Annotated in this window: 24 protein-coding genes; 9 read left to right on the top strand and 15 right to left on the bottom strand. The window is 47.8% G+C overall.

Features of this window, described 5'->3' with window-relative positions; all coding sequences use genetic code 11:
* The first annotated feature begins 33 nt into the window (after positions 1-33).
* A complete protein-coding gene (locus FJ444_RS19660) occupies positions 34-540 on the top strand; it encodes a GAF domain-containing protein (protein ID WP_140961340.1) in 507 nt (168 codons plus the stop codon).
* 315 nt (positions 541-855) lie between these two features.
* Here FJ444_RS19660 and FJ444_RS19655 read toward each other — a convergent pair whose 3' ends face one another.
* Complete coding sequence (locus tag FJ444_RS19655; protein WP_140961338.1) at positions 856-3,159, bottom strand: RND family transporter; 2,304 nt, start codon at positions 3,157-3,159, stop codon at positions 856-858.
* A gap of 149 nt (positions 3,160-3,308) precedes the next feature.
* Between FJ444_RS19655 and FJ444_RS19650 the strand changes: the two genes are divergently transcribed.
* Positions 3,309-3,734: a CBS domain-containing protein gene (locus tag FJ444_RS19650; protein ID WP_140961336.1), complete on the top strand. Its 426-nt coding sequence runs from the start codon at positions 3,309-3,311 to the stop codon at positions 3,732-3,734.
* 23 nt (positions 3,735-3,757) lie between these two features.
* Here FJ444_RS19650 and FJ444_RS19645 read toward each other — a convergent pair whose 3' ends face one another.
* The 8 genes from FJ444_RS19645 to asnS all read right to left on the bottom strand — a co-directional run bounded on the left by FJ444_RS19645 (position 3,758) and on the right by asnS (position 14,883).
* Positions 3,758-4,240 (bottom strand): GNAT family N-acetyltransferase, encoded by a 483-nt coding sequence (locus tag FJ444_RS19645; protein WP_140961334.1) that lies wholly within the window; start codon positions 4,238-4,240, stop codon positions 3,758-3,760.
* Between the two features lie 59 nt (positions 4,241-4,299).
* Positions 4,300-7,449 carry an efflux RND transporter permease subunit gene (locus FJ444_RS19640; protein ID WP_140961332.1) on the bottom strand — a complete coding sequence of 1,050 codons (3,150 nt, stop codon included), beginning with the start codon at positions 7,447-7,449 and terminating at the stop codon, positions 4,300-4,302.
* A gap of 17 nt (positions 7,450-7,466) precedes the next feature.
* A complete protein-coding gene (locus FJ444_RS19635; protein WP_140961330.1) occupies positions 7,467-8,621 on the bottom strand; it encodes an efflux RND transporter periplasmic adaptor subunit in 1,155 nt (384 codons plus the stop codon).
* A gap of 244 nt (positions 8,622-8,865) precedes the next feature.
* Positions 8,866-9,996: a GGDEF domain-containing protein gene (locus FJ444_RS19630; protein WP_140961328.1), complete on the bottom strand. Its 1,131-nt coding sequence runs from the start codon at positions 9,994-9,996 to the stop codon at positions 8,866-8,868.
* On the bottom strand, positions 9,983-10,558 hold the full coding sequence (locus FJ444_RS19625) for a membrane integrity-associated transporter subunit PqiC (protein WP_140961326.1): 576 nt from the start codon (positions 10,556-10,558) through the stop codon (positions 9,983-9,985). Before FJ444_RS19625 ends, FJ444_RS19630 begins: the two co-directional genes overlap by 14 nt.
* Complete coding sequence (gene pqiB, locus FJ444_RS19620; protein ID WP_140961324.1) at positions 10,555-12,198, bottom strand: intermembrane transport protein PqiB; 1,644 nt, start codon at positions 12,196-12,198, stop codon at positions 10,555-10,557. The genes FJ444_RS19625 and pqiB overlap by 4 nt, the downstream gene beginning before the upstream one ends.
* Entirely contained in the window at positions 12,195-13,343 is a 1,149-nt protein-coding gene (locus FJ444_RS19615) for a paraquat-inducible protein A (RefSeq protein ID WP_140961322.1), read from the bottom strand. Before FJ444_RS19615 ends, pqiB begins: the two co-directional genes overlap by 4 nt.
* Before the next feature lie 142 nt (positions 13,344-13,485).
* Positions 13,486-14,883 carry an asparagine--tRNA ligase gene (asnS, locus tag FJ444_RS19610; RefSeq protein ID WP_140961320.1) on the bottom strand — a complete coding sequence of 466 codons (1,398 nt, stop codon included), beginning with the start codon at positions 14,881-14,883 and terminating at the stop codon, positions 13,486-13,488.
* Between the two features lie 198 nt (positions 14,884-15,081).
* On the opposite strand from asnS, the gene FJ444_RS19605 reads away from it, so the two are divergent.
* Complete coding sequence (locus FJ444_RS19605) at positions 15,082-15,471, top strand: hypothetical protein (protein WP_140961318.1); 390 nt, start codon at positions 15,082-15,084, stop codon at positions 15,469-15,471.
* 78 nt (positions 15,472-15,549) lie between these two features.
* Here the strand turns inward: FJ444_RS19605 and FJ444_RS19600 are convergent, their stop codons facing one another.
* Positions 15,550-16,521, bottom strand: a complete 972-nt coding sequence (locus tag FJ444_RS19600; protein WP_140961316.1) for a calcium/sodium antiporter — start codon at positions 16,519-16,521, stop codon at positions 15,550-15,552.
* Between the two features lie 299 nt (positions 16,522-16,820).
* Here FJ444_RS19600 and FJ444_RS19595 point away from each other — a divergent pair, with 299 nt between their 5' ends.
* Positions 16,821-18,266, top strand: a complete 1,446-nt coding sequence (locus FJ444_RS19595; protein ID WP_140961314.1) for a RimK family protein — start codon at positions 16,821-16,823, stop codon at positions 18,264-18,266.
* Positions 18,263-19,417 carry a GNAT family N-acetyltransferase/peptidase C39 family protein gene (locus tag FJ444_RS19590; protein WP_219993927.1) on the top strand — a complete coding sequence of 385 codons (1,155 nt, stop codon included), beginning with the start codon at positions 18,263-18,265 and terminating at the stop codon, positions 19,415-19,417. Before FJ444_RS19595 ends, FJ444_RS19590 begins: the two co-directional genes overlap by 4 nt.
* Here FJ444_RS19590 and FJ444_RS19585 read toward each other — a convergent pair.
* The 3 genes from FJ444_RS19585 to bioA all read right to left on the bottom strand — a co-directional run bounded on the left by FJ444_RS19585 (position 19,385) and on the right by bioA (position 21,777).
* Positions 19,385-19,672 (bottom strand): hypothetical protein, encoded by a 288-nt coding sequence (locus FJ444_RS19585; protein ID WP_140961312.1) that lies wholly within the window; start codon positions 19,670-19,672, stop codon positions 19,385-19,387. The two genes, FJ444_RS19590 and FJ444_RS19585, sit on opposite strands and share 33 nt — an antisense overlap.
* Before the next feature lie 246 nt (positions 19,673-19,918).
* Positions 19,919-20,434, bottom strand: a complete 516-nt coding sequence (locus tag FJ444_RS19580; RefSeq protein WP_140961310.1) for a DUF2937 family protein — start codon at positions 20,432-20,434, stop codon at positions 19,919-19,921.
* A 5-nt stretch (positions 20,435-20,439) separates the two neighbouring features.
* Positions 20,440-21,777, bottom strand: a complete 1,338-nt coding sequence (gene bioA, locus FJ444_RS19575; protein ID WP_140961308.1) for an adenosylmethionine--8-amino-7-oxononanoate transaminase — start codon at positions 21,775-21,777, stop codon at positions 20,440-20,442.
* Positions 21,778-21,815: 38 nt separating this feature from the next.
* On the opposite strand from bioA, the gene bioB reads away from it, so the two are divergent.
* From bioB to bioD, 4 genes are read left to right on the top strand one after another with little or no spacing between them, the layout of a single operon-like run.
* Entirely contained in the window at positions 21,816-22,943 is a 1,128-nt protein-coding gene (gene bioB / locus FJ444_RS19570) for a biotin synthase BioB (protein ID WP_140961306.1), read from the top strand.
* Complete coding sequence (locus tag FJ444_RS19565) at positions 22,943-24,136, top strand: 8-amino-7-oxononanoate synthase (RefSeq protein WP_140961304.1); 1,194 nt, start codon at positions 22,943-22,945, stop codon at positions 24,134-24,136. The genes bioB and FJ444_RS19565 overlap by 1 nt, the downstream gene beginning before the upstream one ends.
* Before the next feature lie 4 nt (positions 24,137-24,140).
* Positions 24,141-24,959 carry a methyltransferase domain-containing protein gene (locus FJ444_RS19560; RefSeq protein WP_140961302.1) on the top strand — a complete coding sequence of 273 codons (819 nt, stop codon included), beginning with the start codon at positions 24,141-24,143 and terminating at the stop codon, positions 24,957-24,959.
* A complete protein-coding gene (gene bioD, locus FJ444_RS19555; protein WP_140961301.1) occupies positions 24,956-25,621 on the top strand; it encodes a dethiobiotin synthase in 666 nt (221 codons plus the stop codon). The genes FJ444_RS19560 and bioD overlap by 4 nt, the downstream gene beginning before the upstream one ends.
* Here bioD and pepE read toward each other — a convergent pair.
* Together pepE and FJ444_RS19545 are read right to left on the bottom strand one after the other, a co-directional pair.
* Complete coding sequence (gene pepE, locus FJ444_RS19550; protein WP_140961299.1) at positions 25,601-26,311, bottom strand: dipeptidase PepE; 711 nt, start codon at positions 26,309-26,311, stop codon at positions 25,601-25,603. The two genes, bioD and pepE, sit on opposite strands and share 21 nt — an antisense overlap.
* Positions 26,312-26,470: 159 nt before the next feature.
* On the bottom strand, positions 26,471-26,803 hold the full coding sequence (locus tag FJ444_RS19545; RefSeq protein WP_140961297.1) for a hypothetical protein: 333 nt from the start codon (positions 26,801-26,803) through the stop codon (positions 26,471-26,473).
* Positions 26,804-26,832 lie beyond the last annotated feature (29 nt).

The following is a 26,832-nucleotide window of genomic DNA, read 5'->3' as shown; positions in this document are numbered from 1 at the left end:
ATAACCTGACTCTCATCGAATTAAGAAATATAAATGGATATCGATTCGCTCACGCAGCTCAGTATAAATTTGTCCAATCCCAGTCTTGAACAATCCAAACAACTGAGAATGGTGTGTTATGCCATAGCCGATACCATTGAAGGGGCTAACCGCGTCAGTTTATGGAAGTTTGATCAGCTGAAAACGACTATAACTTGCACAGCCATGTTAGCCGATGGGGAATTTACCGAGCCTGAAGGCGTAGTGTTAAAAGCGGAAGATTACCCTGAGTATTTTAATGCTATTCTAGCGTCCGATGTTATTCGTGCACCAGATGCACGTAATCACCCGTTTACCCGGTGTTTTAATAAAAATTACTTTCCTGCCGTTAATGTGTACTCCTTACTGGATTACATTTTCAGCAATGATTTTGCGCCATTTGGCATAATTTGTTGTGAAAGCGTGGGCGAAATTGTGCAATGGAGTGACGACGATTTAGCTAACCTTAAACGCGCGGCCAGAATCGTGTCTATTTTTTCAAACATTCGCAATCTGGCCTAGGGCCTGTTGTTCTTCGCTGTACAACTTTTGGTCTATATGAAAGCATTTTAATCGCGAAACAGCCCTGCAGGCATAGTTGTTCTGCGTCAAAGGGCTGTGACAAAGAGTAAAATGCTTTCATGACGACCCCTTCGGGCAGCGCCCGTAGCCGGCTAGCGTGTATCATTTATACTGTGTTGACTGTTTTTGATTTAGTCCACTAGACCTGCAAACAGTCGCCTTGTCTAAATGACACACGGACTGCTGCAAAATTGAACAGCAAAGAACAACAGGCCCTAACAGTTAAGCATCATCACACTCGCTTATTAAACTCAATTATTGCGTAGTTGCTGTGTCATTTTCCGACTTATCCAGCCAAAGCAGGAATGCTGGCAGGAATATCAGATCAATGACCAGTGCACTCACCAGTATAATAGCTGTTAATAAACCCATATCAGAATTCAGCGCAAAACTGGACAGGCTCAATACACCAAAGCCTATAGCCAGCACAAATGTGGTAACCACCAGCGCCTGCCCAATGGTTTTGAACGCGTAACGGTTGGCTTCTATTGCAGACTTGCCCTGTTCCCGTGCTACCCGGTACTTACTCAAATAATGCACGGTATCATCCACGATAATGCCCAGAGTCATACTAAGTACAACCGACAACGCCATGTTAATTTCGCCAGATAGCATGGCCCATATGCCAAAGCCAAGGCCCGCAGGTAATAAATTAGGCACCAGACTGATCAAACCTAGTTTTAAGGATTTAAGGGCAAATATCAGCAGAATCGAAATCAGTACCAAAGCAACCAGCGAACCTTTCAGCATGCTTTGCATATTGGTTTCGCCTATGTGTGCGAACATGAGTGCTGGACTGGCAGCCGTGATTCGCAAATCGGGCGCTAGCTTGTGAAAAAAGTTAGCTGCGCGCTGTTCGAACGCAGTGAGTTCCTTGCTGCCCAGGTTATCCAACGTTACGCTGATGCGCGTGGCGGATTTGTCCATGTCTATCTGGTTGTTCAGATCCAGGCCATAGGGTAGGGACATTTCAAATAACAACAGGTACTGCGCAGCTAAATCCTTTTCCAGAGGTAACTGGTAGAAATCCGGATTGTCGAAATTCATGTTCTTGTTGAGCTTCTTATAGGTATCCGTAATCGATGACACATGATCCACTTCTGGTTGCACTCTGAGCCATTCAGTAAATGCAGCAACGGATGTCAGTACTTCAGGTTTATTAATCCCCGACATTTCATCGGTGTAAATAGCAAAGTCAATCGTAGCCAGACCACTGAGATGGTCCGACTGATAATCGGCGGCCTGACGAAAGGTATTGTCCTGGCTGAAGTACTTAATTGCGATGTCGTTAAGTTGGTTGGTGGATGCAAGGATCACTGCAGCAATAAACACAATAGCGCTATAAGGCAAAATTCGGCGGAAATAACGAATTACCCATTCACCCAACGCAATCAGATTCAATGCCAGGCCCGATGAGCGGTTCGCCGGTGGCCTGACCGGCATAACAGAAAGCAGTGCGGGTAGCAGGGTTAATGCCAGTAAACAGGCCAGCATAACGCCAATAGCCGTTAAATTGCCCAGATCCACCAAAATGGGCACATCGGAAAAGTTAAGGGTTAAAAAGCCAATGGAAGTGGTGACGGAAGTAATAATCACCGGCATTTTGTTAAGCGTAATAGCGCGTTGCAGGGCATCCTGTTTAGACATGCCGTCGCGCATATGTTGAAACCAGGACGCGATAATATGCACGCAGTCTGCTACTGCTAAGGTCATTACCATGGTGGGCACATTAACGGTTGAAACACTCAGGAAAAACCCCGCCCAGCCAGCAAAACCCATGGTGGCAGCGATGGTTGCTCCCACAATTAAAAGCGTTGCCAGCGCTGCCCAGAGGGAACGCAGAAGCACGCCAATTAAAATAATAATGATGGCAAACATAGCAGGAACCAGCGTACTGGCATCGTCGTTAGCCGCTATTTGGAATGCATCGTTTAGCATCACCACCCCGGTAAGGTGGAACTGATGATCGGGATGTGTTGCCGCCGTCTCGCTGGTGAGTGCTTTGATGAACTGGGCAATTTCGGCTACTTCTTTGGTTTGGTCGCCGTCGCTCATTCTTACCGTAATACTGATCACTGCTACCTGGCTGTCGGGCGACACTAATCGATTTACTACGTCGGGTTCAGTCAGTGCTACCGATTTAATATTGTTGATGAGATCATCCGACAACGTTTGCCAGTCGGGGTAAAGTTTGTCTACGATCAGATCGTCACCTTCAGAGTAGGTGTGCTGAAAGTTCGTTACAGAATTTACCCGAATTGAATAGGGTGTTTGCCATGCCTGTTCAGTAAGGGATTTTATTAAATCCAGGGTGTTGGCATTAAACACATTGCCGGTGTCTGGCACGATGAGCAGATTAACGGACTCCGTTTTATTAAACGTATCCTGCATTTCTTCGAACGCAGCGCGCTGAGGGTTGTCTTCTCTGAAAAAGGTTTTGTAATCTCCGCGGAAGTACAAATACTGGCCGCCGGTTGCCAGACCTGCGATAGCAATAAGACTGATAAGAATAATGGTAATGGGGTAGTTATACAGCCTGAATGCAGACCTGTTAGCCATGTGACGTCCTTTGTGTTGTTATAATGGCCTTAACGTGCAAAGCAATTTTGCCTTACAACACTGCCTATTTGTGACCGGAGTTGTATACTCACACTATGACATGGTGATTCGCGTTTTTCCACAGTCGGCGTATTGATAGAGAGGGGTGTATGAGTATTGCCAGTATTATGACCAAGCGTGTGGTGTGCGTCATGATGGATGACTCACTGGATACTGTTCGGCACATTTTTGAAGCCAGCGGATTTCATCATTTACTGGTAGTCGAGGAAAACCGTTTGGTGGGCGTGGTGTCTGACCGCGATTACCTTAAAGCTATCAGTCCTTTCATTGATACCGTAACCGAACGAATTCGCGATCGGGCAACGCTGGATAAACGCGTGCATCAGATCATGTCGCGGGAATTAATTACCTTAAAATCCACAGATACAATGGTTAAAGCCATTGAATTGTTTAATAAACATAAAATTTCTTGTTTACCGGTGCTGGATGAGCGTGGCAAGCCGATTGGCATAATAAGCTGGCGGGATATTTTTAAGTATTTTGCCGCATCGGTAGCACAAAGGCGCATGTCCTGAGTCAGGCGCCTTTGGCTGTTACATCAGGCTTTAGCGGCTAATTCGAGCAGAGCCTGACCATCAAGCCGGTACTTTATCCACTCGCTTTGTGGCTTTGCACCCAGAGATTCATAAAAATCGATGGCGGGCTGGTTCCAGTCAAGCACGCTCCATTCAAACCGTCCACATTGGTTATCTACCGCTATTTTCGCTAGTGCAGTGAGCAATAGTTTGCCCGCACCAATCCCTCGGTGGGATTGCGATACATACAAATCTTCTAAATAAATACCATACTGGCCCTGCCAGGTGGAATAACTGAAAAAATACACTGCAAAGCCAACCGGTTCACCGTTCAGCTCACAAATAATCGCATGGGCTTTGGGATTATCGCAGAACAGGGTGTTATGAACATGCTGAGGAGTGGCTTTCGCCTCGTCTTCGGCCTTTTCGTATATGGCCAGCTCGCGAATAAAGTGCAGAATGGTTGCCGTATCGTCAATAACGGCCGGTCGAATTGTACAAGTCATTATTCAAATCCTAAAGACGCATCAGGTAATGCTATGCAACACCTGATGCGGTTTATACGTCAAAGATCAGAAGATTGGGGCGACTGCGGAAACAGTTTTTGTTTGGTGCGCGCAGCGCCATCTATCAGCCATTTTACGCCATTGCTAATATCCTGCAAAATCAGGTACAAACAAGGCACCAGTATCAGTGTTACCAGTGTGGCGTAAAGTACCGATGACCCCAGTGCTGCGGCCATAGGGATAACAAACTTGGCTTGAAGACTGGTTTCAAACAAAATCGGCAATACACCCGCAAAAGTGGTAATTGACGTAAGGGTAATTGCCCTGAATCGTGCACTACCAGCCTGCCGTGCGGCGTCAAGAATAGAATATCCCTCAGCGCGTTTTTGGTTAATGTAATCGGTCATTACCAGTGAATCGTTGATAACCACACCGGCAGCAGCGATCAGGCCAAAAGTAGACATCAGGCTCAGATCGAGATCCAATAGGAAGTGTGACCAAATCGCCCCGGTCAAGCTGAAGGGGATAACCGACATAATGATAATAGGCTGACCATAACTTTTTAGCGGAATCGCTAACAGGATATACACCATGATCATGGCCGCAGTGAAGAACATAACTTGCTCGTCTTGTTGCGCCTGTTGTTCTTCAATATCCCCGCCTAACTGCATTTGAATATCTGGATATTCTTCAAGCAAAGCTGGCAGGATTTTTTCATCGATAGTGCTAACTACTGCATTAGGCTCAACTAGTTCTTCGTCAATCGCGCCCCATATATACACTGAGCGGAAGCCTTCTTCGCGGCGAATATAACTTATCCCGGGCTCTTCACTGAGCGCGACTACATCACCCAGTAATACTTCAACACCGCTGGGTGTTTGAATGACTGTATATTTCAAATCAGAGAAACGTTCACGGGTTAGGCGAGGGTAACGCACCATAACCCGGACTTCCTCACCGTCGCGAATGACGCGCTGCGCTTCGCCACCATAGAAGCTCAGTCCCACCTGATTGGCAATGCTGCGTAAAGTCAGCCCCAGTTCATACGCTGCCGGTAACAGGGTCATTCGCACTTCTTTGCTGGCAGGATCAATGGTGGAGCTGATATCGTATAAGCCTTTTTCCTGTTGCAGCATCTGAATAAAGCGCAAGCCCGCTTCGTTCAGGGATTTGATATCGGCACCATAAATCAGGTAACCAAATTCACCGTCATCACCGCCACCGTTAACGTCATCTTCGATACTGAAGCTTTTCATACCTGGAATTTCAGGTATGTTTTCACGCCACTTGCGGGCCAATTCGAAGGTGTTGAAATGGCGTTTGTCTTCGTCTACAAGAGGAATTACCAAACGGGCTTCCGTGCGTGATTCATTGAATGCTAACAAGTCCTTGATCATGCCACTGCCGTATTCACGGATGGTTTGTTCTTCGATATCCCAAATAACCTTTTCAATGGTTTTCAGGGCTTCAATGGTAGCCATATCCGACACGTTTTCGTTCATCTCAATGCCAATTGACGGGAAGTCGTGAGGCACCTTGGGATTGGGTACAATACGCACGTGATTGCCGGCTACCAAGCCCCAGCTTAACATGAGCAGCGCAATAAAAATGGCCAGAACCAGCCAGCGGATCTCAATGGCTCTGGTTACCGTGCGACGGTATGGACCATTAACAAAGGCATTAAACCGGTTGTTAAATTTAACACGCCAGCCATTCGGTTTTACCGGTTGGAATTTAATGTTGGCGATGTGTGCGGGCAGGATCAGCTTTGATTCAATTAAACTGAATGTCAGACACAGGATCACTACCACCGCAATGTTATAAAAGAACTCACCTTCAGGGCCGCTACTAAGTGTGAAAGGGGCAAAAACCGCGATGGTAGTTAATACCCCAAAGGTTGCTGGCGTTGCAACTCGCTTGGCGCCGCGAATAACGTTATCAACACCACCTCCCTTGGACTCTATTTCCGAATAGGCGCTCTCACCAATAACAATGGCATCGTCAACCACGATCCCCAGCACCATAATAAAGGCGAACAATGACAATATATTCACACTCACGCTGAACATCGGCATCAGCATTACAGCGCCGAGGAAACAAAGCGGAAGACCAACCATTACCCAGAACGCAAGGCGAAAACGCAGGAACAGGGTAAGCATCATGGCTACCAGAATCGCACCCTGAATCAGGTTGTTCAGCATCATTTCCAGACGGGCATTCAGGTAGTAAGTCATGTCTACCAGTTCTTTTAGTTTTAGACCGGCTGGTAGTTCTTCATTTTTGTGCGCCATATAGTTTTTAACTGTTTCGGCAATGGGCACGATGTTTTGTGATTTGGTGGCATTTACCGCTATGAGAACGGCATTTTGGCCGGTGTAGCGGAAGTAGCGTTCGCCTTCCGTAAAACCGTCTTTGATGACGGCAATATCCGACAGCAGCACTTTTGCACCGTCCGGACCCACTTTAACCGGAATACTTGCGAACTCATCGCCATCGTAGTACTGGTTTTCAATACGCACAGAAACCAGGCCAGCATCTGTGCGTAACTGACCTGCCGATACGTTGGCAGAGTACTGATTAATGGCATTTGCTACATCAGAAATAGTGAGGTTATACATCCTCAACATCTCAGGTTTTACTTCTATACCAATTTCATCGGTAGGTACGCGGGCATTGGCCAGAGAGATAGACGATAACTGTAGCAGTTCATCTTCAATTTCACGGGCAATAGGTTTGAGTTCTTCCAGCGGAATATCACCCACCAGCGCCATTTCATATACCTGTTGCTGGAATTCAGCCTGTGAAATGGTGACCGGTTCCATATCGGCAGGAAAGGTCGCAATACTGTCAACGCGCAGTTTTACCTTGTCGAGTACGTCAGCGAGTTCCTCGTCTTTATCGATTTCCAGTGATACCCGACCATTGTTACGGTAGGCACGGGAAATCGTGCGCTTAATTTCACTGACGTCTTTCAGGCTCTCTTCAATTTTAATCAGGATGCTTTCTTCAATCTCCTGAGGCGAGGCGCCTGGATACTGGGCACTTATATTTATGTAGTTAATTTCGATGTTCGGAAACATCTGTCGCTGAATACTACCGTAACCGGTGGCACCCATGATCAGAATAAAAAACATCAGCAGGTTAGCGGCAACCGGATTTCGTGCGAACCACGCAATTAAGCCACTCTGCGTATCTAAAGGATCTTTCATTTCATGCCTTCCGTGACTTAAGGTTGCTTCGCGACCAGTTTCTCATTGGCTATTACTTTCACAGCCATGCCACTTTGCGGGTATTCAGGTAAGGTCATTACAATGCGATCCTGACTGTTGATATCAGCACGGATCAGAAAGTCACTGCCTACTTCTCGGACCACGGTTACCGCTTTGGGTATCAGCTTATCTTCGCTGTCCAATACCCAAATCTGGCGTTTGTTAATGAGTTCCTGCGGAATTTTGTAGATATTTTCAAGCGTCTTACCGACAAACTGAACCTGGGTGTAAGCGCCGAATTTTAGTGCTGGCAAGCCTGATTTGATGCCGTACGGGTCGTCAACGCGGGCAACCAGATGCGTCATGCGGGTACTGGTATCAACAATGCCCGTATCGCGATGTATAGTACCCACGCGGGAAATAATGTCGTCCTGGCGGTTCATTAAGGTAATCGTGGCTTCTACATCGCCAAATTGCCCTGGCAGAAACGCTTGATCAAAACGAGCCAGTGGAAATACCACTTCCCCCATTTCAATATTATAGAGCAAGGCCGCTGTACTGCCGGCAGCAACAAAATCGCCACTGCCAATGTTGCGCGAAACAATAAGCGCATCGTAAGGGGCAGTAACATCACAGTTGGCTAAATCGCGCTTGGCTATTTTCAATTGTGCCTGAGCCGCTTTTAATGCTGCTTGGGCACTCAAAATTTGCGGTTTGCGCAGATACAAGTCAGTAACCTGTGCATCGGGTAAGGTGGCGGCTTCGCGCTCGGCCACACGTGCCTGCGCTTTTTCCTGAATCAGAGCAGACTCTGCGGAAGCAAGATTCGCTTCCGCTTGAAGCAGCGCAGCTTCATAAGCGTCCTTTTCGATACTGAATAGAATTTCACCGCGTTTAACTATGCCACCAGCTAAAAATTGCGGATTCCAGCTAGTGATTTCGCCGCTGACTTGCGCTGACAGATTAGTGGATTCTAGTGGTGAAAGTTCGCCGAATGCTTCAATTTCAACCGGATACGCCACTGGGGTCAATTGCGTTATTTTCACGGTTGGACGTGTATCCAAAGGTTTGTTTTCACCTTCTTCCTCACCAAGCGCCGTTACGCCTTTCATGGCACCAAAACCTACCAACAAAACTAAAACGGGTAGACCGATTTTTATGATCCATTTCATAGTAAAAAACTTCCAATAACCCTTGTTGATGCACTGTTATCATTATTATTGACGATATCCCGCGCTAAACAGAGAACTCAAATGTAACTGTCTATGAGTAATGTAAAGATACCGTCACAGTTGTGCGTTTATCATTGTGATTTGTAACCGAACGTCAGTCTGCAAAGCGCAGCTAAGGCACACCGACAATGCCTGCCATAACAGCAAGTCGAATTAAGGAATCAGTGTGGTAACTTAGTACAATTTATAGTCTTACTAATGATGACGCAGATAACACCTTATTGCGACCCTTTTCTTTGGCTTTGTAAAGTGCCTTGTCGGCAAGTGAGAGTGCTTTGTCCAAACCTTGTTCAAAATCCAGTTGAGCAACGCCAAAACTCGCCGTCACTGATACGCTCTTTTGCTGAATTTCGATCGGTGCAGAGGCTAATGTCTGGCGTACTTTTTCTGCAAGTACCACGCCGTTTGATTCATCGGTGTCGGGCAGCACAAACAAAAATTCTTCGCCACCCCAGCGGGCCACGCCATCCTGTTGCCGGATAGACGATTTAAAAAGGGATGACACATGCTTAAGAATAATATCACCACCGTCATGGCCGTAGGTGTCATTAACACTTTTGAACCGATCTATGTCGCATAACACCAGAGTGAGCGGGGCTTTTTGACGTCTGGCCCGCGCAGTTTCAAACTCAATAAATTGTTGAATGCCGCGGCGATTAGGTAAAAGGGTAAGCGTGTCTTGTTGTGCCTGTTTCTCAAACTTGGTACTGAGATCTTTTACAATATTGAAGCTGGTTTGACGACTGTGTTCATAGAATGCCGACAAAAAGGTGACTGTTGCAAAGGAATACAGCAACCGCAGTTTAAATTCGGTTGTGTATTCAGCAACAATAAATATGCCATCGGCTGCAAACAATAAGTAACTACACAGCGCCATAAACACAATAACCGTGATCACGCCGTAAACCACGCCGGCAAAGAACATCGCAACGGGTGGCAGCACATAAATCCAAAGCGGACCCGTATTGGCTACACCGCCGGAGGCAACCAGAAATAACATCAAGCCCGCCAGTGACACCACCAGAATCAAAGGCGCAAGTACATGGTTATACAGCAAGCGGGAATGTAAGAGTAATGCCTTGCACAGCCCAAACAGGGTAGCTGAACTCAACAGCACAGCACCCAGCACATTGTCGTTATCTGTGAGAGCCCTTACACCTAACATTAACGTTATTGACATCCCCACCATGGCAAACAGATTAATGACAATGATTTTCCGATTGGTATCTTCATCGTAAACCTGTTTACAACCACTGGTGATTAGCCAGTTTACAAAACGAGTAATGCGCTTGGTGAGGATATTAATAGTGCTCAATTCCTGTCACGATCTGGTTAGCTAACTTCGTAACGAGCTCACGCATTTGTTCAACCGAATGCGCAAATCCGTCTTTATTCAGTGGCGAATTAAAAGCAAACTCAACGATTTTTCCGGATTGCGGTGATCGTCCTAATCGATAAGTGCCACGCAGTATGACCATTCCATTGTGCGAGGGAATAAAATCTTCAATTGAGATATCTAAAATGTAGCCCGACTGTGTAGCATTTGTCCATACACTTTGTGTGTGTAATCTTATTTTGTGGGTATTTGCCAGGTTGTCTTTAAGCGCCTGGGCAAAGCCTTGCTCAAAGGGTTCTGACCACAGGTGTTGCGGTGAAAAGTGCAACTCACTGCTGCTGAGCTGAACGATCAGACTTTGCTGTTTCAGGTAATCGGGTAGTGTGAGCGATCGGAGTTCTATCACAGGCCAGTTTGTAATGTCCTGAATTTCAGCGGTTTGCGCCGTTTCGTGAAGCAAATAGTAGTTCATGGTAACAGGCTTGCTGCTGCAACCGGCTATTGCCATGGCCATTAAAAAACTCAGTGCTGTTTTGGTCATGGGTTTACCCCTTGTGCTTTGGGTTGAATGTCAACCGTGGCATTATCTGAAAATATCAGCCCGTTTGGCGTGGTATTTAATTGACGCAACAATGGCTGTATGGCGCGTAAGGTATCTTGAAGTGCATTCATGGTTTCAGCAATTTCCGCTTTACTTAAGCCCCCTTGAGAGTAGTGCTTCAAAAGGGATTCAAAAGACTGTAACGCTTGTTGAATTTGGGCGTTTAGCTCTTTTGTATTGAAAGCGGCAAGTGTTGCGTCAAAGTTGTCGCTGGTTTGGTTTACCGAAACCGCTGCGGCTTCCAGGGTTTTTACCACATCACTTACCTGGGAAATCAAATCCTCCAGCGGTAAGGCATTGATTTTGTCCATGATAGCGTCAGCCTTCTGGGTTAGCTGCGTAAATTCATTGGATACGGTAGGAATAACATCGTAGCCGTTAATGGTTTGTATTGCGGCTAATTGCTGAACATCCACATGCTGTAAATCAACGTACAAACCGCCAGTCAGCACATTACCCATTCTCAATGTGGCACGCAGATCCTTGCCAATCCAGCGGGCAAGACGCTCTCGTAATAATTTAAGACCGGATTCGCTGTCTTCCAGACGAACTTTCCCCGGATAGAGATTCACGAGTACGGGAATAGGGTAGTCATCGTCAAGTAAACTACCCAGTTCAATTGCGTCGTAATTAATGGCAGCTACTTTACCGATTTGTAAACCACGGTATTCCACAGGTGCGCCCACAGTCAGGCCCCTCACGCTTTCTTCTATCAACAATATGTATTGCGCCGCGTACTTGTAGCGCTCATCTGCGGCAGCGTCGTAGTCGTTGTAAATAACAAATTCTGCGTCATTTTCTATCGCTGCGCCTTTGCTTACTCCCAGCGGATTACCAAAGGTGACGCCGTTGGCTAACAGAGTTTCCAGACTACCGGTTTGAATGGTTAGGCCGGTTGAGGCCAATTGCAATTTAACGCCACTGACATTCCAAAAGCGGGTATTGGCGTTGATGAGGTTATGGTAAGGATCGTGTATGAAGGCGCGGTATTCTATTACCCCTTCTTCAACATTGAAGATAACTTCTTCAAACTCACCTACTTTAAAGCCTTTATAAATAAGAGTGTCACCGGGTTTATAGGTGAGTTCATCATTCTGACTGGTAAGTTTGACGTGGAGCCCCGGTGTGCCTGGTGGTGTAACCGGCGGTCGTTCCAACGCGGTAAAATGAAAGGTTTCCTTATCGCCACTTTCTGCAGTCATAGCAATAAAGCTACCTGAAAGCAGCGTGTTTAATCCCGAGACTTCTGACACCGAAATACGCGGCGCGACTACCCAAAACTGAGTGTTTTCATTTAGCAGATGTGCTGCGTTGTTTTCGATTCTGGCGGTTACTGTAACACCGTTTAAGTCGGGGTTCAGCTCAATGCGTTTTACCTGGCCGATGTCTAAATCGCGCACTTTAATCGGTGTTTTATTGATTTCGATGCCGCTTGCTGAAGGCATGTTAATGGTGATCAACGGCCCTTGATTTTTCCACTGGTAATACACCATCCAGCCACCCACCAGTAAGGCAAGAATAGGAATTACCCAAACCTTGGAGATGGGGGTAGTGGGTTTTATATTTGCATCTTGGGTCATGGTGTACAGACTGTCCTTTGCTGCCAGATTAGTCGGGTATCAAATGTCATTGCAGCCAGCATGGTAACAAATACTAAGGCACAAAACGCCAGCGCTGCCGGTCCGGGATAAATAGATAAGGTACTGCCCAACTGGATCAGCGCTACCAGAATAGCAACAACAAACACATCTATCATCGACCATCGGCCAATAAATTCAATAAAGCGGTAATAGCGGATTTGCCTGTCAGGCCGGGTTAGCTCGTGGTATTGAACTGCATAGGTCAAACCAGCCAAAACCACCAGTTTGGCTATAGGGATGAGTATACTAGCACCAAAAATAACCGCTGCAATAGGGTAGGATCCGCTTTGCCATAAACTGATCACACCGCCCATAATGGTATTGGGTTCGTCATTGCCAAACAATTCAGTATGCATGATGGGGAGCGCATTAGCCGGTATGTAAAGTAGCACGGCCGTAAACAATAAAGCCCAGGTGCGCTGAATACTGAGACTCGCTGCTGCCGGGCTAAGCGGCTTAATTTGAGGTAAATCGCCGTTATACAGCCAGATTTTTATACGCGTATCGTCAAAGTAAAATAGTGCAGCACTCATACAAACACTGAATAACACGAAAGCGTAAAACGACATGCCAATGGCGACATCTGCCAGAGAGGTTATCTTTATCAGGCTCACCAGCGTTCCCAGTAAGAAAATTTCCGCCATGCTCCAGGGCATTAACACTTCTACCCAAAATAATACGGTCTTCATCCAGTTTTGAGGGGTGGCAAACAGGCGGCCCCACAATAATATCGTTAACCCAAGTAACACGAGCCCGGGTAAAACAAGCGTGGCAAGACCTGTTATAATTGCAAGGGAGAGATAATCCTGGTCAATCAGCACAGACAAGCCTCCGGGTAAATCAATGTTGTTTTGCTGGCCGCTGGCACGAAAGGATAAAAAGTTAAAAGGCAATGACAAGCACAGAAAAAACAGCGCGCTAACAGCTAACGACAAGCAAAGTGCGTAATCCTGTTTGTGATAAATGCTCAGAGTGTGACCGCACCTTGGGCAAACTGCGCGTTGTTTGTGCTGCAAATGCGGCACATTCACGGTGGCTTCGCATTGTGAGCAAATGAGTTCGCAGGATGAGGTTGTTTCGGACATGATGAGCGCCAACAAACATGTAGATACACAGATTACCTCAGATGAGGGCTTGTTTGTAGTCTGATAGATTGAGAAGGTTGATAATTAACATAAAAAAGGCAGCGATGACGCTGCCTTTTGTGTTCGTTTTTTAATGCCCGGTTTAGTAACTTGCGTTACCAGGTGTACGCGGGAAGGGGATAACGTCACGCACGTTTTGCATACCGGTTACATAAGCAACCAGACGTTCAAAGCCCAAGCCAAATCCGGCGTGTGGTACGGTGCCGTATCGACGCAGATCACGGTACCAACCGTAGTCTTCTTTGCTAAGGCCCATTGCTTCCAGACGGCTGTCAAATACATCCAGGCGTTCTTCGCGCTGCGAGCCGCCAATGATTTCGCCAATGCCCGGTGCCAGCACGTCCATGGCTGCTACGGTTTTGCCATCGTCGTTCAGGCGCATGTAAAACGCTTTAATGTCTTTCGGATAGTTTTGCATGATGATGGGTGCACCAACATGCTCTTCCGCCAGGTAGCGCTCATGCTCACTCGACAGGTCGATTCCCCAGCTAACCGGGAATTCAAAGTCTTTGCCGCAGTTTTCCAAAATAGAAATGGCGTCAGTGTAGTTCATGCGAACAAAGTCACTGTTTACCAGTTTTTCCAGGCGGCTAATGGCATCTTTATTGATGCGATCAGCGAAAAAGGCCATGTCATCCGCACGCTCTTCCAACACCGCTTTACACACGTATTTCAGCATGTCTTCCGCTAATTGCGCAATGTCACCTAAATCGGCAAAAGCCACTTCCGGTTCAATCATCCAGAATTCAGCGAGGTGACGGGACGTGTTGCTGTTTTCAGCACGGAAAGTCGGGCCGAACGTATAGATTTTTGACATCGCACAGGCATAGGTTTCACCGTTCAACTGACCTGATACCGTCAGATAAGCTTCACGACCGAAGAAATCCTGGCTGTAATCCACTTTACCTTGATCGGTGGTTGGGATGTTCATCATGTCCAGCGTGGATACGCGGAACAATTCACCCGCACCTTCGGTATCGCTGGCAGTGATAATGGGCGTACTTACCCAAAAATAGCCGCGTTCGTGGAAAAACCGGTGGATCGCCTGTGACAAACAGTTGCGAACGCGGGTTACCGCGCCAATCACATTAGTACGTGGACGCAGGTGCGCGTGTTCACGCAGGTATTCGATACTGTGACGTTTTGCAGCCATTGGGTACGTGTCAGGATTTTCCACCCAACCCACAATGTTTACTTCGACGGCATCTAATTCGAGCGCCTGGCCCTGGCCTTCAGATGCCTTCACAGTGGCAGTAACTGCTAAAGAACAACCCGCCGTCAGGCGTTGTATGTCAGCGTAATTAGGTAACGAATTCAGCGCAATGACCTGCACAGGGTCAAAACAGCTGCCATCATGCAAGGCAATGAACGACAAGCCGGCTTTTGAATCACGACGGGTGCGAACCCAGCCTTTTACAGTTACCGTTTCGCCAACCGCGTACTTACCAGCAAGTACGTCGACAACGGGGGCGTGTGTCATGGTTATTCTCTCCAACAAATAGATTTTGTGCTAAAACGCAAATCATCGCACAGCCCTTGGTTGATTGCATCCAGATTTATTAAACAAAAATCGAAAAATGCCGATATCTACAGTGAATCGGTCAAATTTGTATCGCTGGAATTTACGGTTTGATTGATTTTCGAACAAACAAGGTTGCGAAGAAAAGTGAGAGGCAGTATGGCAGTACAACAGGCTATTCGATTTGGTGAAGATCGCCGCAAGAAATCGCGCGAACAGGATGCGTACTATCGGATCGTCATAACCCTGAATTCCCTGGTGTGGTTGGCGTTGGTGGTATGTCTCATTCTGTTTCATTTTGCACGTCCGGAAATGGTGAGTGGTGTGCAGCAATTCTGGGGGATTGACGGGCGTACCAGCTGGTCACCCGAGTACATGAGCGCATTAATCCGATTACTGCAGGTTTGCCTGGGAGCCAGTTTGCTGACGATGTTCTTACGCTCTCGTCGCAGCCGCAGAAAAGAAGACCATTACGGCGTGAATTTATTTATTTTGGCAGGGATCAGCACGGTTAGTCTGGTGACGATTAATTCTGTGTTACTGGCATAGCCGGTTTTACAACCCGGTAATTTCGGTTCTCAACAATGTGCAAAAGGCTGAGCGGAATCGCTCAGCCTTTTTTGTTTTTCAGCCCACGAACGCGCTGGTGATCAGTAAGTAGGTATAGCCAATATAAGCGAGCAGGAATGCGCCGCCTTCAAGTCGGTTCAGACGGCCAGGTCCTTTTATTCCGATACAGAAGATAAACAGCGCTACAGAAACCACTAACATAAACAGCGTGTCGCGGTACATAAAACTGCTTTCAACTTCCATAGGCTGGATCACGCCGGCAATGCCCACCACAGCCAGGGTATTGAACATGTTCGAGCCAATCACATTGCCCAGAGCAAGATCGTGCTCGCCCTTTTTAACCGCAATCAGCGATGAAGCCAGTTCGGGTAACGATGTGCCAATGGCAATAATTGTTAAACCAATAATGACATCACTTACGCCAAAAAACGTAGCAATTTCGACCGCACCCCACACCAGGATTCGGGAGCTGATGATCAGTAATAACAGTCCTACTACAAGCCAGATACCATCGCTTTTTAAATTTGCGGGCTTGCTATTGAGTTCTTCGCTGAACTCCTCGGCGAGCGCGTCTTTGTCTCCGCGGATCCCGGTCCAGATACTCCAGGAAACCAATAATATAAACAAACCCAATAAAGAAAAGGCGTCGTCCTTAGAGAGGGTGAAATCCAGTAATTGCCAGGCCGCAAAAAAGGTTAGCCCCAGCAAAATGGGCAATTCTTTACGGATAATTTCAGAACGGACAGCAATAGGGCTAATGAGTGCGGTTATCCCTAAAATCAATGCGATGTTGGCAATGTTCGAACCAAAAGCATTGCCAAGCGCAATACCCGAACTGCCTTCCATTGCAGCAATAACCGACACAATGATTTCGGGTGCTGAGGTGCCAAAACCAATGATCAGCATCCCGATTAACAGTGGTGATAAACCAAAATGACGCGCCACCGATGCTGCGCCGCCAACGAATTTATCGGCGCTCCACAACAACAACGGTAACCCTAAAACAATAGCGACAATCGCTAACAGCATACACACTCCTTCAGTAACGCAGCGCTAGTTATAGCGCTTTCAGCAGGATAGTGCATAACCTCTGAATTGTGAACTGCTGATCCGACCAATCTACCCAAATAACGCTATGAAACAAAATGATCTGGCGGTGTCGGGAAATTTAGCGGGTATTAACGATAGCAGTCGTGACGACAAAAATTATCCGTTTTAGATGTACGTCAGAGTTCGCTAAACTTGATGACTAATTAATCGCTATGCTGCGCATGCAATTGTGTATGTGTTTGGGCATAGCGGCACAATCAGGAAATCTGAACGCAACTATGCACAACACTTTAATTATTACGGACATCGCTGAACAACTCGACTTGCCAGACTTAACGGTATTGACCTTTCAGCAATACCTGCAGGATTACCCCAAACTGAACGAGCCCAAAACGCGCGTGATTAACCTGTGTGACACAGGAAAATACCTGAGTCAGGGGTACTATTGCTCTTTATTAGCAGAAGCGAGACAGCACCGTGTAATTCCTGGTGTAAACACCATTAACGATTTGCGTCCTGGTCAAAAAGAACTGGAGTCACCCTCCGTTTCAATCAAACCCCAGGAGCGCGAAGCGCTGGAAAGTCTGGGGGGAGAATTATATGTGTGTTTTGGTAAAACGTCTGACGTCCGTTTAAAGCGATTGGCGAAACAGGCGTTTGCTCAGTATCCAAGTCCATTGTTGCAATTGGTATTAAGCAGTGAAGTGTCGGAAGTTCGTTGCAGTGCGGTGGGCCTTAACGAAGTGCCTGAAAGCCTTCAGCCAACGTTCTTTGAGCGATTAAAACAGTTTACTCAACAGCACTGGACCATTAATGCACGCAACAAACAGGCTCGCTGGGATATGGCTATTCTGGTTAATCCGGATGAACCTACACCACCCAGCGACAAGCGCGCCATTGCTAACTTTGTGAAAGCCGCCGGTAAAGTGGGCTTTCATGCTGAAGTTGTTACATCGCAAACGATTGGTGATGTTGAACAATACGATGCACTGTTTGTGCGTGAAACAACCGCAATTGACCATCCAACCTATCGCATTGCCCGCGAAGCCGAGCGCGAAGGCGTGGTGGTGATAGACGATACACAGTCAATTTTGCGCTGCTGTAACAAGGTGTTTTTGCAAGATGCGTTTACCTATAACAAGGTGCCCGCGCCTAAGAGTTTGTTTGTCACCGACGCAGAAGATGCTACCTGTGAAGAATTAATTGCAGAATTAAATCTGCCGTTGATCCTGAAGTTGCCAGAGAGTTCGTTTTCCCGTGGTGTGTACAAAGTAGAAACGAAAGAAGAACTGGTTAAAAAACTCGAAAGCATGCTGAAAGAATCGGCGCTTGTGCTGGTTCAGGAATACATCTTTACTGAGTTTGACTGGCGTATTGGTATGCTGGGTGGTCGCCCTATTTTCGCCTGTAAGTATTTTATGGCGCGTAACCACTGGCAGATTTACAACCACAAAGGCGATAAGGCTGATTCAGGTGGTTTCGTAACCTTGCCCACGTTTGAGGTACCGCGTCAGGTGTTGAAAGCCGCTATCAGTGCTGCGGAAGTGATTGGAGTTGGTTTGTACGGTGTTGACATTAAGCAACGCGGTAACAAGGTTTACGTTATTGAAGTAAACGATAACCCCAACGTGGATTCGGCGGTAGAAGATAAATATCTGGGGCAGGAATTATACTTGTTGATTATGCAGGAATTTGCCAGCCGCTTAGAACGCAGGGGTAGATGATCATGGTTATTTCAGTGGGTCAGTGGCAATTAAGAGCCGGCGCTCTGGGCGATTTAACTAAGCTGGTGGCCCTGGAAAATCATTGCTTCAGTAACGACCGGTTGAGCAGACGCAGTTTCCGACACTACCTGACGGCCAAAAATGCAGAACTGGTTGTTGCTGAAATAGACGGCCAGATAGTTGGCTACGGATTGTTGTTACTTCGCCGCGGTACCCTGTTAACCCGTCTTTATTCGTTGGCGGTGCACGAGAGTGCACGAGGCCAGCGGTTGGCGGAAGGTATGCTGTTATGGCTGGAGCAGCGCGCAACCGCACGTGGCAAACGTTATATGCGACTGGAAGTTGCCGAACATAACAAAGCCGCACAGCGATTGTACGAACGATTAGGCTTCCTGCCGTTTGGTATGTTTGAACATTATTACGAGGACGATACCAACGCTATTCGTATGCAAAAAGCATTGCCGTTAAGCGGACCAGAGAAAACATTACGTCGTTGTCCCTGGTATCAGCAAACTACCTCGTTTACCTGTGGCCCAGCCAGTTTACTGATGGCCATGGCGATGCTGGATCATACGTTGATCCCAAATCAGCGCGATGAGTTTAGCATTTGGCGGGAAGCCAATACCGTTTATATGACAACGGGTCCGGCCGGGACACATCCAATCGGCCTGGCAATGGCGGCGCAAAACAGAGGGTTTGACGTTAAAGTGTATCTGAGCCAGGGCGCGCCCATTTTCATTGATGGAGTGCGCAATGAACACAAACGGCGGACATTGCAGACGGTAGAAGAGAACTTCTTTAACGAAGCTGAACAGCAACAGTTACCGGTGTTCTATTTGGATTGGTTAACCCGTCTGGACAATTATCAGAACATGCAGGATTGTGCGCTGGTGTGTTTGATCAGTACCTATCGGTTCGACCGCAAAAAGGCGCCTCATTGGGTAGTGGTTACGGCTATTGATGATCAGTGCGTATACATCCACGATCCGGATCCGTCTACCCCGGGGGCAATGGACTATCAGCATGTTCCTATTGCCCGGGAAGACTTTATACGTATGGCCAGCTATGGCAAACGTAAAATCAAAGCGGCGCTTGTGTTGCGCCTACAAGCGCAATCATTAGTGTGTAGTGACCTTGATTTGGCTGTTTAATTGACGCAATTGGTCAACCAGCGACATCAAATCTTCGATGTTGCCGCGGAACAATGAGTGTTTGGTCACCATTGTTTTTCCTGAATGACTCAGCTGACCCTGGTTAGCTGGGTCAAACACTGACGTTTCTTTTTCAAGTTCAGCCCACTGAGACAAGCAATTAGCCGGAATAAGGTGGCGCTTGGCAATTAATTTGTCTCTCATTTGCAACAGTTGGCCCATTACTAATGTTTGATTTTTAGGTGTATCGGTCATCTTCATTCTCCTGACATTAACCGCTGTGCCCATAATAAATGGCGGGCTAATGCGATGATGCTTGAATATTAAACAAAAAATATTGTAAATAGGGTGTAAACCACGCTGGGTAGGTAGTAAATTTCATACCTAACACGCTGTTCAGGTATGAAATGCAACTACCTGGCGGTACGCCTATTTCTCAGTTGAAAGAAGTTTTGCAAGTAGTGTGCCTGATGTGCATTATTTTTCATGTAATGCACAGCGTCAGGCAAAAGGCCGCTGCCTGGATGGTTTACGCCTGCGCACAAGTGCTACGCCAGCCCAGGGAAACAGGTAAAGTATGAGGGTGGTTACTAACGCTGAACCCACTGAATCAGGTTGAAGGGGGAGCGAGGGTTCAAATAACTTAAGTACGCTGGTTAAACGCGAGTACTGATTGGGTTGCGCAAAATACCTGACTTGTTCAAAGTAGTTCGCATTCTGCAAATACGCTGCGGCATATTGGGCTTCTTTATACGCTTCAATTACGGTTAGCTTGTGTTTGGCATCGTCTCTTACCAGCGCAGCCGGGTTGCTAAGTAACGCGTTAATCATGTCGTTCACACTGGCATACCCGTGATGGCGGGCAAGCTGTTCATAGTGAGCAACTTCATCGCCGGTAGCGTCAAGGTAGCCATTTAAATACTGCAGGTATTGCTGATTAAGCACAGGTACCTGAAGCGTTGCAATAAACAACATCGCAAACAGTACCTTGTCGATTAACCGCGTTATGATCCCCACAATACTTACCCGTAAAGTTGTTTAAGACTGGTGTAAATAGCCTGCGTCAGTCGTGTTAATTGCGCAGAAGACACAATGTAAGGTGGCATAATGTAAACCAGCTTACCGAAAGGTCTTATCCATACACCCTGCGCGACAAAGCGCTTCTGAATGGCCGCTACATCAACCGGATGTCGTGTTTCCACCACGCCAATTGCGCCCAGGGTTCTGACATCAGCTACACAGGCGAGTTCCCGGCACGGTGCCAGTTCAGCGCGCAATTGACTGCCAATGCTGGCAACCTGTTGCTTCCAGTCTCCCCTGGCTATAATGGACAGGCTTGCGCTGGCAACTGCACATGCCAACGGGTTGCCCATAAAGGTAGGCCCGTGCATAAACACGCCGGGGCTACCTTCACATACGCCCCGGGCAACCTCCTCGGTACATAATGTAGCAGCCAGCGTCATGTAGCCTCCGGTCAGTGCTTTGCCCAGACACATGATATCGGGTGAAATACCCGCGTGATCACAGCCAAACAACTTACCGGTTCTACCAAAGCCTGTTGCAATTTCATCACAGATTAACAGTACGTCGTAACTATCGCAGAGTTGTCTGCAGCGCTTCAGATATTCAGGATGATACATGCGCATGCCACCTGCACCCTGTACCACGGGTTCCAGAATTAGTGCCGCCAGTTCGTGGTGATGACGTACAAATAATTCTTCCAGCGGCAAAATATCATCTTCGCTAAACGGCTGTCCAAAGCGGGTTTGCGGCGCCGGTGCGAAAATCTGCGGCTGAAGTGTTTTGCTGAACAAACTATGCATGCCGTTAACTGGGTCGCACACCGACATCGCAGCAAAGGTATCGCCATGGTAACCATTACGCGGCGCAATCAGGCGCGATTTTTCCGGCCGTCCCTGACAAGCCCAGTACTGCACTGCCATTTTAATCGCGACCTCTACTGAGACAGAACCTGAGTCCGCCAAAAACACACGCTGCATACCCGATGGCGCCATATCCAGCAGTTGTTTACACACACGAACAGCCGGATCGTGGGTAAGGCCGCCAAACATAATATGGCTAAATGCATCAATTTGTTCATGCGCGGCTTTATTCAGTTCCGGATGGTTATATCCGTGAATCGATGCCCACCAACTGGACATACCATCTACCAGGACTTCCCCACTGGCCAACGAGATTTCTGCGCCCCGGGCACCGTTTACTTCGTAACAGGGCAGCGGGTTAACCGAAGAGGTGTACGGATGCCAGATGTGATGCTTATCAAATTCGATGTTGTTTATATTTTGCACAGTAGTAAAGTATTTAATGTTAATTTGGTTGACAAGGTGCGTTGGCTGCATAGACTAAGCCACCATTAAGTAAGAGTAAAGGATAGGCGATGTCTGTCACACAGCACAATATTGTAAAATCGGCGCAAGGCGCCAGTAATTCTGCGATCCGTCATGACTGGACTCGCGCTGAAGTAGAGGCATTTTATGCAATGCCATTTAATGATTTGCTCTTTCAGGCGCAAATTATTCACCGTCAGCATTTCGACCCAAATGAGGTACAGGTTAGTACCTTACTCTCAATTAAAACGGGAGCTTGCCCGGAAGATTGTAAATATTGTCCGCAAAGCGCCCGCTACGATACCGGCCTTGAAAAAGAGCGCTTGCTGGAAATAGAAAAAGTGATCCAGCGCGCCCGGGAAGCCAAGCAAACTGGCTCTACGCGTTTTTGTATGGGGGCTGCATGGCGTAATCCCAAAGAGCGCGACATGCCGTATCTCACACAAATGGTCGCCGAAGTAAAATCCCTCGGACTGGAAACCTGTATGACATTGGGCATGTTAACCCGGGATCAGGCATTGGCTTTGAAACAGGCCGGGCTGGATTATTACAACCACAACCTGGATACCTCGCCTGAATTTTACGGAGACATAATTACTACCCGCACGTATCAGGACCGACTGGACACGCTTCAGCACGTGCGCGATGCTGGGATGAATGTGTGCTCAGGCGGTATTGTCGGAATGGGTGAAAGTGTTGCTGACCGCGCCGGGCTATTAATGCAACTGGCGAATCTGCCAGAACATCCCCAAAGTGTGCCTATTAACATGCTGGTGAAAGTAGAGGGTACGCCGCTGGATAAACTGGACGACATGGAGCCGTTTGATTTTATTCGCACCATTGCCATTGCCCGTATCATGATGCCAGCTTCGCATGTTCGCTTATCTGCAGGACGCGAAAACATGAACGAGCAAATGCAGGCGCTGTGTTTTATGGCAGGTGCCAATTCTATTTTCTATGGCTGCAAACTGCTGACTACCTCTAATCCGGACACCCATGAAGATGTCATGCTGTTTAAAAAGCTGGGCATTAATACGGAGCGCACCAGGGATTATTCTGACGAAGCCCACGCATTGTTGCTTGAAGAAGCCATGGAACAACAGCAACAGGCCCCGGACGACCTATTTTACGATGCCACGGCAGGCAAAAAAGCAGGTAAGCAAGCCGAGACCGTATAATGGCCTTTGAGTTTATCGACACCCAACTGGCACTGCGTCAGCAGGATGGTTACTACCGACAGCGCACCTGCATTGATTACGAACGCGATGGTGTGATTGCTATTAATGGTAAACATTATCTCAATTTTGGTAGTAATGACTATTTAGGATTGCGCCACGATCAGGGGGTGTTGCAAGCCTGGGTAGAAGGGCTTGCCCAGTTTGGTGGTGGCAGTGGTGCGTCACCATTGGTTACCGGATACAGTGCAGCGCATCGCGAATTGGAGCAGGTACTGGCAGAAGCGCTGAACCGCGATGCCGTGTTGTTGTTCTCGTCGGGCTTTGCGGCTAATCAGGCGCTATGTCAGGCATTGTTTGCGGAGCAGGGCGATATTGTCGCCGACAAATTCATGCATGCTTCGTTTATTGAAGGGGCAACTGCCAGTGCAGCACGTTTACGACGCTTTGCGCACAACGATTATGAACACCTGTCAGCAATACTGGCGAAATCCACTTCTGAGCATCGTCTGATTGCATCTGAAGGGGTATTCAGTATGGATGGCGATTCACCCGATATGGCTCAGTTGGTTGGGCATGCCGAATCCTCGAACAGTTGGCTGATGCTGGATGATGCTCATGCATTTGGTGTAACGGGTAAGTTTGGTTTGGGCAGTATCGACGCCTATCAGCTGTCACAACAACAGTGCCCGGTGGTGATGGGAACCTTTGGCAAAGCTGTAGGGACCGCCGGCGCGTTTATTGCCGGCAGCCATGCCCTGATTGATTACCTGGTAAATTATGCGCGTCACTATATCTATTCCACCGCATTTCCACCGGCACAGGCCGTTGCCACGTTACACGCGTTGTCACGGGTAACTCAAGGAAGCGAGCGAGAGAAACTTCACAGCAATATTGCCCATTTCAGAGCAAGAGCGAGGCAGGAAGGCTTGCAATTAATGGATTCCCAGAGCGCAATCCAGCCTGTTGTGGTAGGTTCTCCAACACGCGCTATGGCGTTGTCGGTTGAGCTGGCAAATCGAGGGCTGTGGGTGCCTGCGATGCGTCACCCTACCGTCCCAAAAGGCACTGACAGACTGCGCATTACCCTGAGCGCCAGTCATGCAGAGCGCGATGTCGACGCACTTATCGATGGATTAATGTTGGCCCAGCAACGAGTGCAGTTTAATAACGACTGCTCAGAAATTAACGGGTAACCGCATGGCACTGATCGAACCCGTAACTTCACCTCAGCGTTGTGCCGACAAGCAGGACATTGCTGCGCGTTTTAGCGCGGCCGCGGCAAAATATGATGCCCTGGCAGGGATTCAGCACATTATCGCTGACGCAGCACTATCGCGACTCAGCAAAATGGGTAGTACCGGTAATTTTCAGGGAATATCTGCGCTGGATATTGGTTGCGGTACGGGTCGCAATACTGCAAAGCTAATCAATATCTGGCAAGACGTGTGTGGTATGGATTTAGCGCCCGGTATGCTAAAACTGGCACAGGCAAATTATCCCTTTATCCGCTTTGTGCAAGGTGATGCTGAGCAGCTTCCATGGCAATCGAATAGTTTCAATGCCTTGTTTTCTTCGATGGCGCTGCAGTGGTGTGATTCACCGGATAAGGTGATCAGTGAAGTGCACCGGGTATTACAGCCAGGTGGATGTGCAGAGCTAGCTGTTATGGTAGAGGGGTCATTTCCCGAGTTAAACCAGGCAGCCTGCAAAACTGGTATATCATTGTCGCTTAATACCTTGCCCACCGCAGAATACTGGCTCGATGTTATATGCCAGCAGCCCTGGCTTAGCATCAACCAGGAAGTAGTGAACTACACCGACAGATTTTACGACATTATTTCGCTGCTTAAATCGATCAATGGCATTGGTGCAAGCAGTCAAACGGACGCCAGACAACGCGACCCGTTAACGCGCAACAAGTTGCAAGCCGTCAGCCAAGCCATTGCCCAACAGTCTGATGGGACATTATTCAATACCTACCGCATACTGCACGTGAGTCTGGAGAAACCCTTGTGACAAAAGCGTATTTTGTTACCGGTACTGATACCGAAGTGGGCAAAACCTACACCAGTTGTAAAATCCTGCAAGCCTTTACCCAGCATGGCAAAGTTGCGTTGGGTTATAAACCGGTGGCTGCTGGGTGCGAATGGCAAAACAACCAATGGGAAAACGAGGATGCACTGGCGCTGCAAGCTTCATCCAGTTTGCATGTGCCATTAGCCGAGATTAACCCCATAACATTACCTGAACCTATTGCGCCTCACATTGCTGCGCAGCGTCAGGGCAATACAATAAGCGAAAAAGTGATTGTGGATGGCCTACAGTCTTTGCAGCAATATCAGCCCGATATTCTGTTGATGGAAGGCGCGGGAGGTTGGCGGCTACCCCTATCTCAAGAGCGATTTCTGAGTGATGTGGTAAGAGACCTACAGCTGGAGGTGATTCTGGTAGTGGGCATGCGGCTGGGCTGCTTAAACCATGCATTACTTACCGCCGAGGCAATAATAGCGGATGGATTAACCCTAAAAGGCTGGGTGGCCAATCAACTGTCGGCCAACATGCCTGTGTTTGAAGAAAACCTGGCAACACTGGATGCACTTATGCCGGCACCCAGGCTCGGCCTGGTGCCGTATCGTGATGAACCTGATCTCAGTGGTTTAATTGAGGTACTCGGTTAAATCCTGCTCTGGTTCAATAGCCTGCTTCTGAGCACCACTAAACACGAATCCAGATAAACTGCCTTTCAGGATTAATCGGTGTTCGCTTAATAGCAGTGCTGAACCTTCGCGAATCGCCAGCACCGGGGTGGAGGGATTGAGCGCTGTGAACTCATACAAGCGATCATCACGGGTTTCGCCGTTATGATTAGGCGGCTGATAGTCGGTGTAGTGCGGGTTTAACTGGCAGGGTAAAAATCCCAGTGCCGCAAAGCTGCGTGGCTCAACGATGGGCATATCGTTGGTAGTACGTATGCTCTGCCCGCAAATATTACTGCCTGCACTCCACCCGATATAGGGCGTACCTGCCGCTACTTTCTCGCGAATTGCCTGCAGTACGGCATTTTCGTATAGCTGGTGAAGTAAGTTAAACGTGTTACCACCACCTACTACTATCGCGCTGGCTGACGTTACCGCTTCAACCGGATCGGCTGCGGTATGAATACCCTGGACTCTGACTTCAGGTAGCGCTTGCTGAACCTTATTTACGTAGTCATCCCAGCCGAGTGTAACGCCTGCATAGGGGATAAACAGCACATCGCGGCAATCCCGAAGGTGTGCCAGAATCATTGGACGCGCGTGGGTAAGGTACGCTTCGTTGCCCATGCGGGAACTCGATAGCATCAGTACGTGATGTGCAGAATGTGTCATAGTCTCTTCCGGTCGAATGCATGTGATTGCCCGGGAAGGATTAACATGATTTTGCGCTCTCCCGGCAACAATGTGCATATTTGGCCAGATACCTTGAGTGTTATCAACCTCTTAATTTGTCATGCTGCATCTACCTGCACAGTCAACGATGAATGCGGCTTACTGGTTTCTGCGGCGACGATAACGATACTTGGGATTGCGCAATGAAATCACCAATAACGCCGCCATAATAATGGAAAACAGGGTATCTGCCTGAAAGACCGTGTCCCCTGTTTTGTCTGCGTCGTGTTCGGCTGGCACTGACGTTTCTGATAAAGACACGTGCGGAGTGCTGATGTAAAACGCCGACGAGGTATTCTCTGAGTCGCTCAGCATCGGCATACCCTGATAGACTTGCCGGTTTAGTGATACGGCCGTAAATGGTGCTGTGGTGGCCTGACAGACGTAGATGGCGGATAGTGCCATAATCATAATGCAAATTTGTTTTTTCATTTTGCAACCTCAAACTGCGAATTATTGTG

This window comes from Aestuariibacter sp. GS-14 (genome assembly GCF_006494365.1).
Taxonomy (GTDB): domain Bacteria; phylum Pseudomonadota; class Gammaproteobacteria; order Enterobacterales; family Alteromonadaceae; genus Alteromonas; species Alteromonas mangrovi.
Note: the sequence above shows the minus strand (reverse complement) of the source record. Positions and strands in the feature narration are given on the sequence as shown.

What these genes read in the sequence shown, in the direction of transcription:
- FJ444_RS19655 (WP_140961338.1), bottom strand. Translation starts at nt 3,159, where the DNA reads ATGGCTAACAGGTCTGCATTCAGGCTGTATAACTACCCCATTACCATT.
- asnS (WP_140961320.1), bottom strand. Translation starts at nt 14,883, where the DNA reads ATGACACACGCCCCCGTTGTCGACGTACTTGCTGGTAAGTACGCGGTT.
- FJ444_RS19660 (WP_140961340.1), top strand. Translation starts at nt 34, where the DNA reads ATGGATATCGATTCGCTCACGCAGCTCAGTATAAATTTGTCCAATCCC.
- FJ444_RS19650 (WP_140961336.1), top strand. Translation starts at nt 3,309, where the DNA reads ATGAGTATTGCCAGTATTATGACCAAGCGTGTGGTGTGCGTCATGATG.
- FJ444_RS19545 (WP_140961297.1), bottom strand. Translation starts at nt 26,803, where the DNA reads ATGAAAAAACAAATTTGCATTATGATTATGGCACTATCCGCCATCTAC.
- FJ444_RS19585 (WP_140961312.1), bottom strand. Translation starts at nt 19,672, where the DNA reads ATGACCGATACACCTAAAAATCAAACATTAGTAATGGGCCAACTGTTG.
- FJ444_RS19600 (WP_140961316.1), bottom strand. Translation starts at nt 16,521, where the DNA reads ATGCTGTTAGCGATTGTCGCTATTGTTTTAGGGTTACCGTTGTTGTTG.
- FJ444_RS19625 (WP_140961326.1), bottom strand. Translation starts at nt 10,558, where the DNA reads ATGACCAAAACAGCACTGAGTTTTTTAATGGCCATGGCAATAGCCGGT.
- FJ444_RS19560 (WP_140961302.1), top strand. Translation starts at nt 24,141, where the DNA reads ATGGCACTGATCGAACCCGTAACTTCACCTCAGCGTTGTGCCGACAAG.
- FJ444_RS19615 (WP_140961322.1), bottom strand. Translation starts at nt 13,343, where the DNA reads ATGTCCGAAACAACCTCATCCTGCGAACTCATTTGCTCACAATGCGAA.
- FJ444_RS19595 (WP_140961314.1), top strand. Translation starts at nt 16,821, where the DNA reads ATGCACAACACTTTAATTATTACGGACATCGCTGAACAACTCGACTTG.
- FJ444_RS19645 (WP_140961334.1), bottom strand. Translation starts at nt 4,240, where the DNA reads ATGACTTGTACAATTCGACCGGCCGTTATTGACGATACGGCAACCATT.
- bioA (WP_140961308.1), bottom strand. Translation starts at nt 21,777, where the DNA reads ATGCAGCCAACGCACCTTGTCAACCAAATTAACATTAAATACTTTACT.
- FJ444_RS19640 (WP_140961332.1), bottom strand. Translation starts at nt 7,449, where the DNA reads ATGAAAGATCCTTTAGATACGCAGAGTGGCTTAATTGCGTGGTTCGCA.
- FJ444_RS19605 (WP_140961318.1), top strand. Translation starts at nt 15,082, where the DNA reads ATGGCAGTACAACAGGCTATTCGATTTGGTGAAGATCGCCGCAAGAAA.
- FJ444_RS19635 (WP_140961330.1), bottom strand. Translation starts at nt 8,621, where the DNA reads ATGAAATGGATCATAAAAATCGGTCTACCCGTTTTAGTTTTGTTGGTA.
- FJ444_RS19565 (WP_140961304.1), top strand. Translation starts at nt 22,943, where the DNA reads ATGGCCTTTGAGTTTATCGACACCCAACTGGCACTGCGTCAGCAGGAT.
- pepE (WP_140961299.1), bottom strand. Translation starts at nt 26,311, where the DNA reads ATGACACATTCTGCACATCACGTACTGATGCTATCGAGTTCCCGCATG.
- pqiB (WP_140961324.1), bottom strand. Translation starts at nt 12,198, where the DNA reads ATGACCCAAGATGCAAATATAAAACCCACTACCCCCATCTCCAAGGTT.
- FJ444_RS19590 (WP_219993927.1), top strand. Translation starts at nt 18,263, where the DNA reads ATGATCATGGTTATTTCAGTGGGTCAGTGGCAATTAAGAGCCGGCGCT.
- bioB (WP_140961306.1), top strand. Translation starts at nt 21,816, where the DNA reads ATGTCTGTCACACAGCACAATATTGTAAAATCGGCGCAAGGCGCCAGT.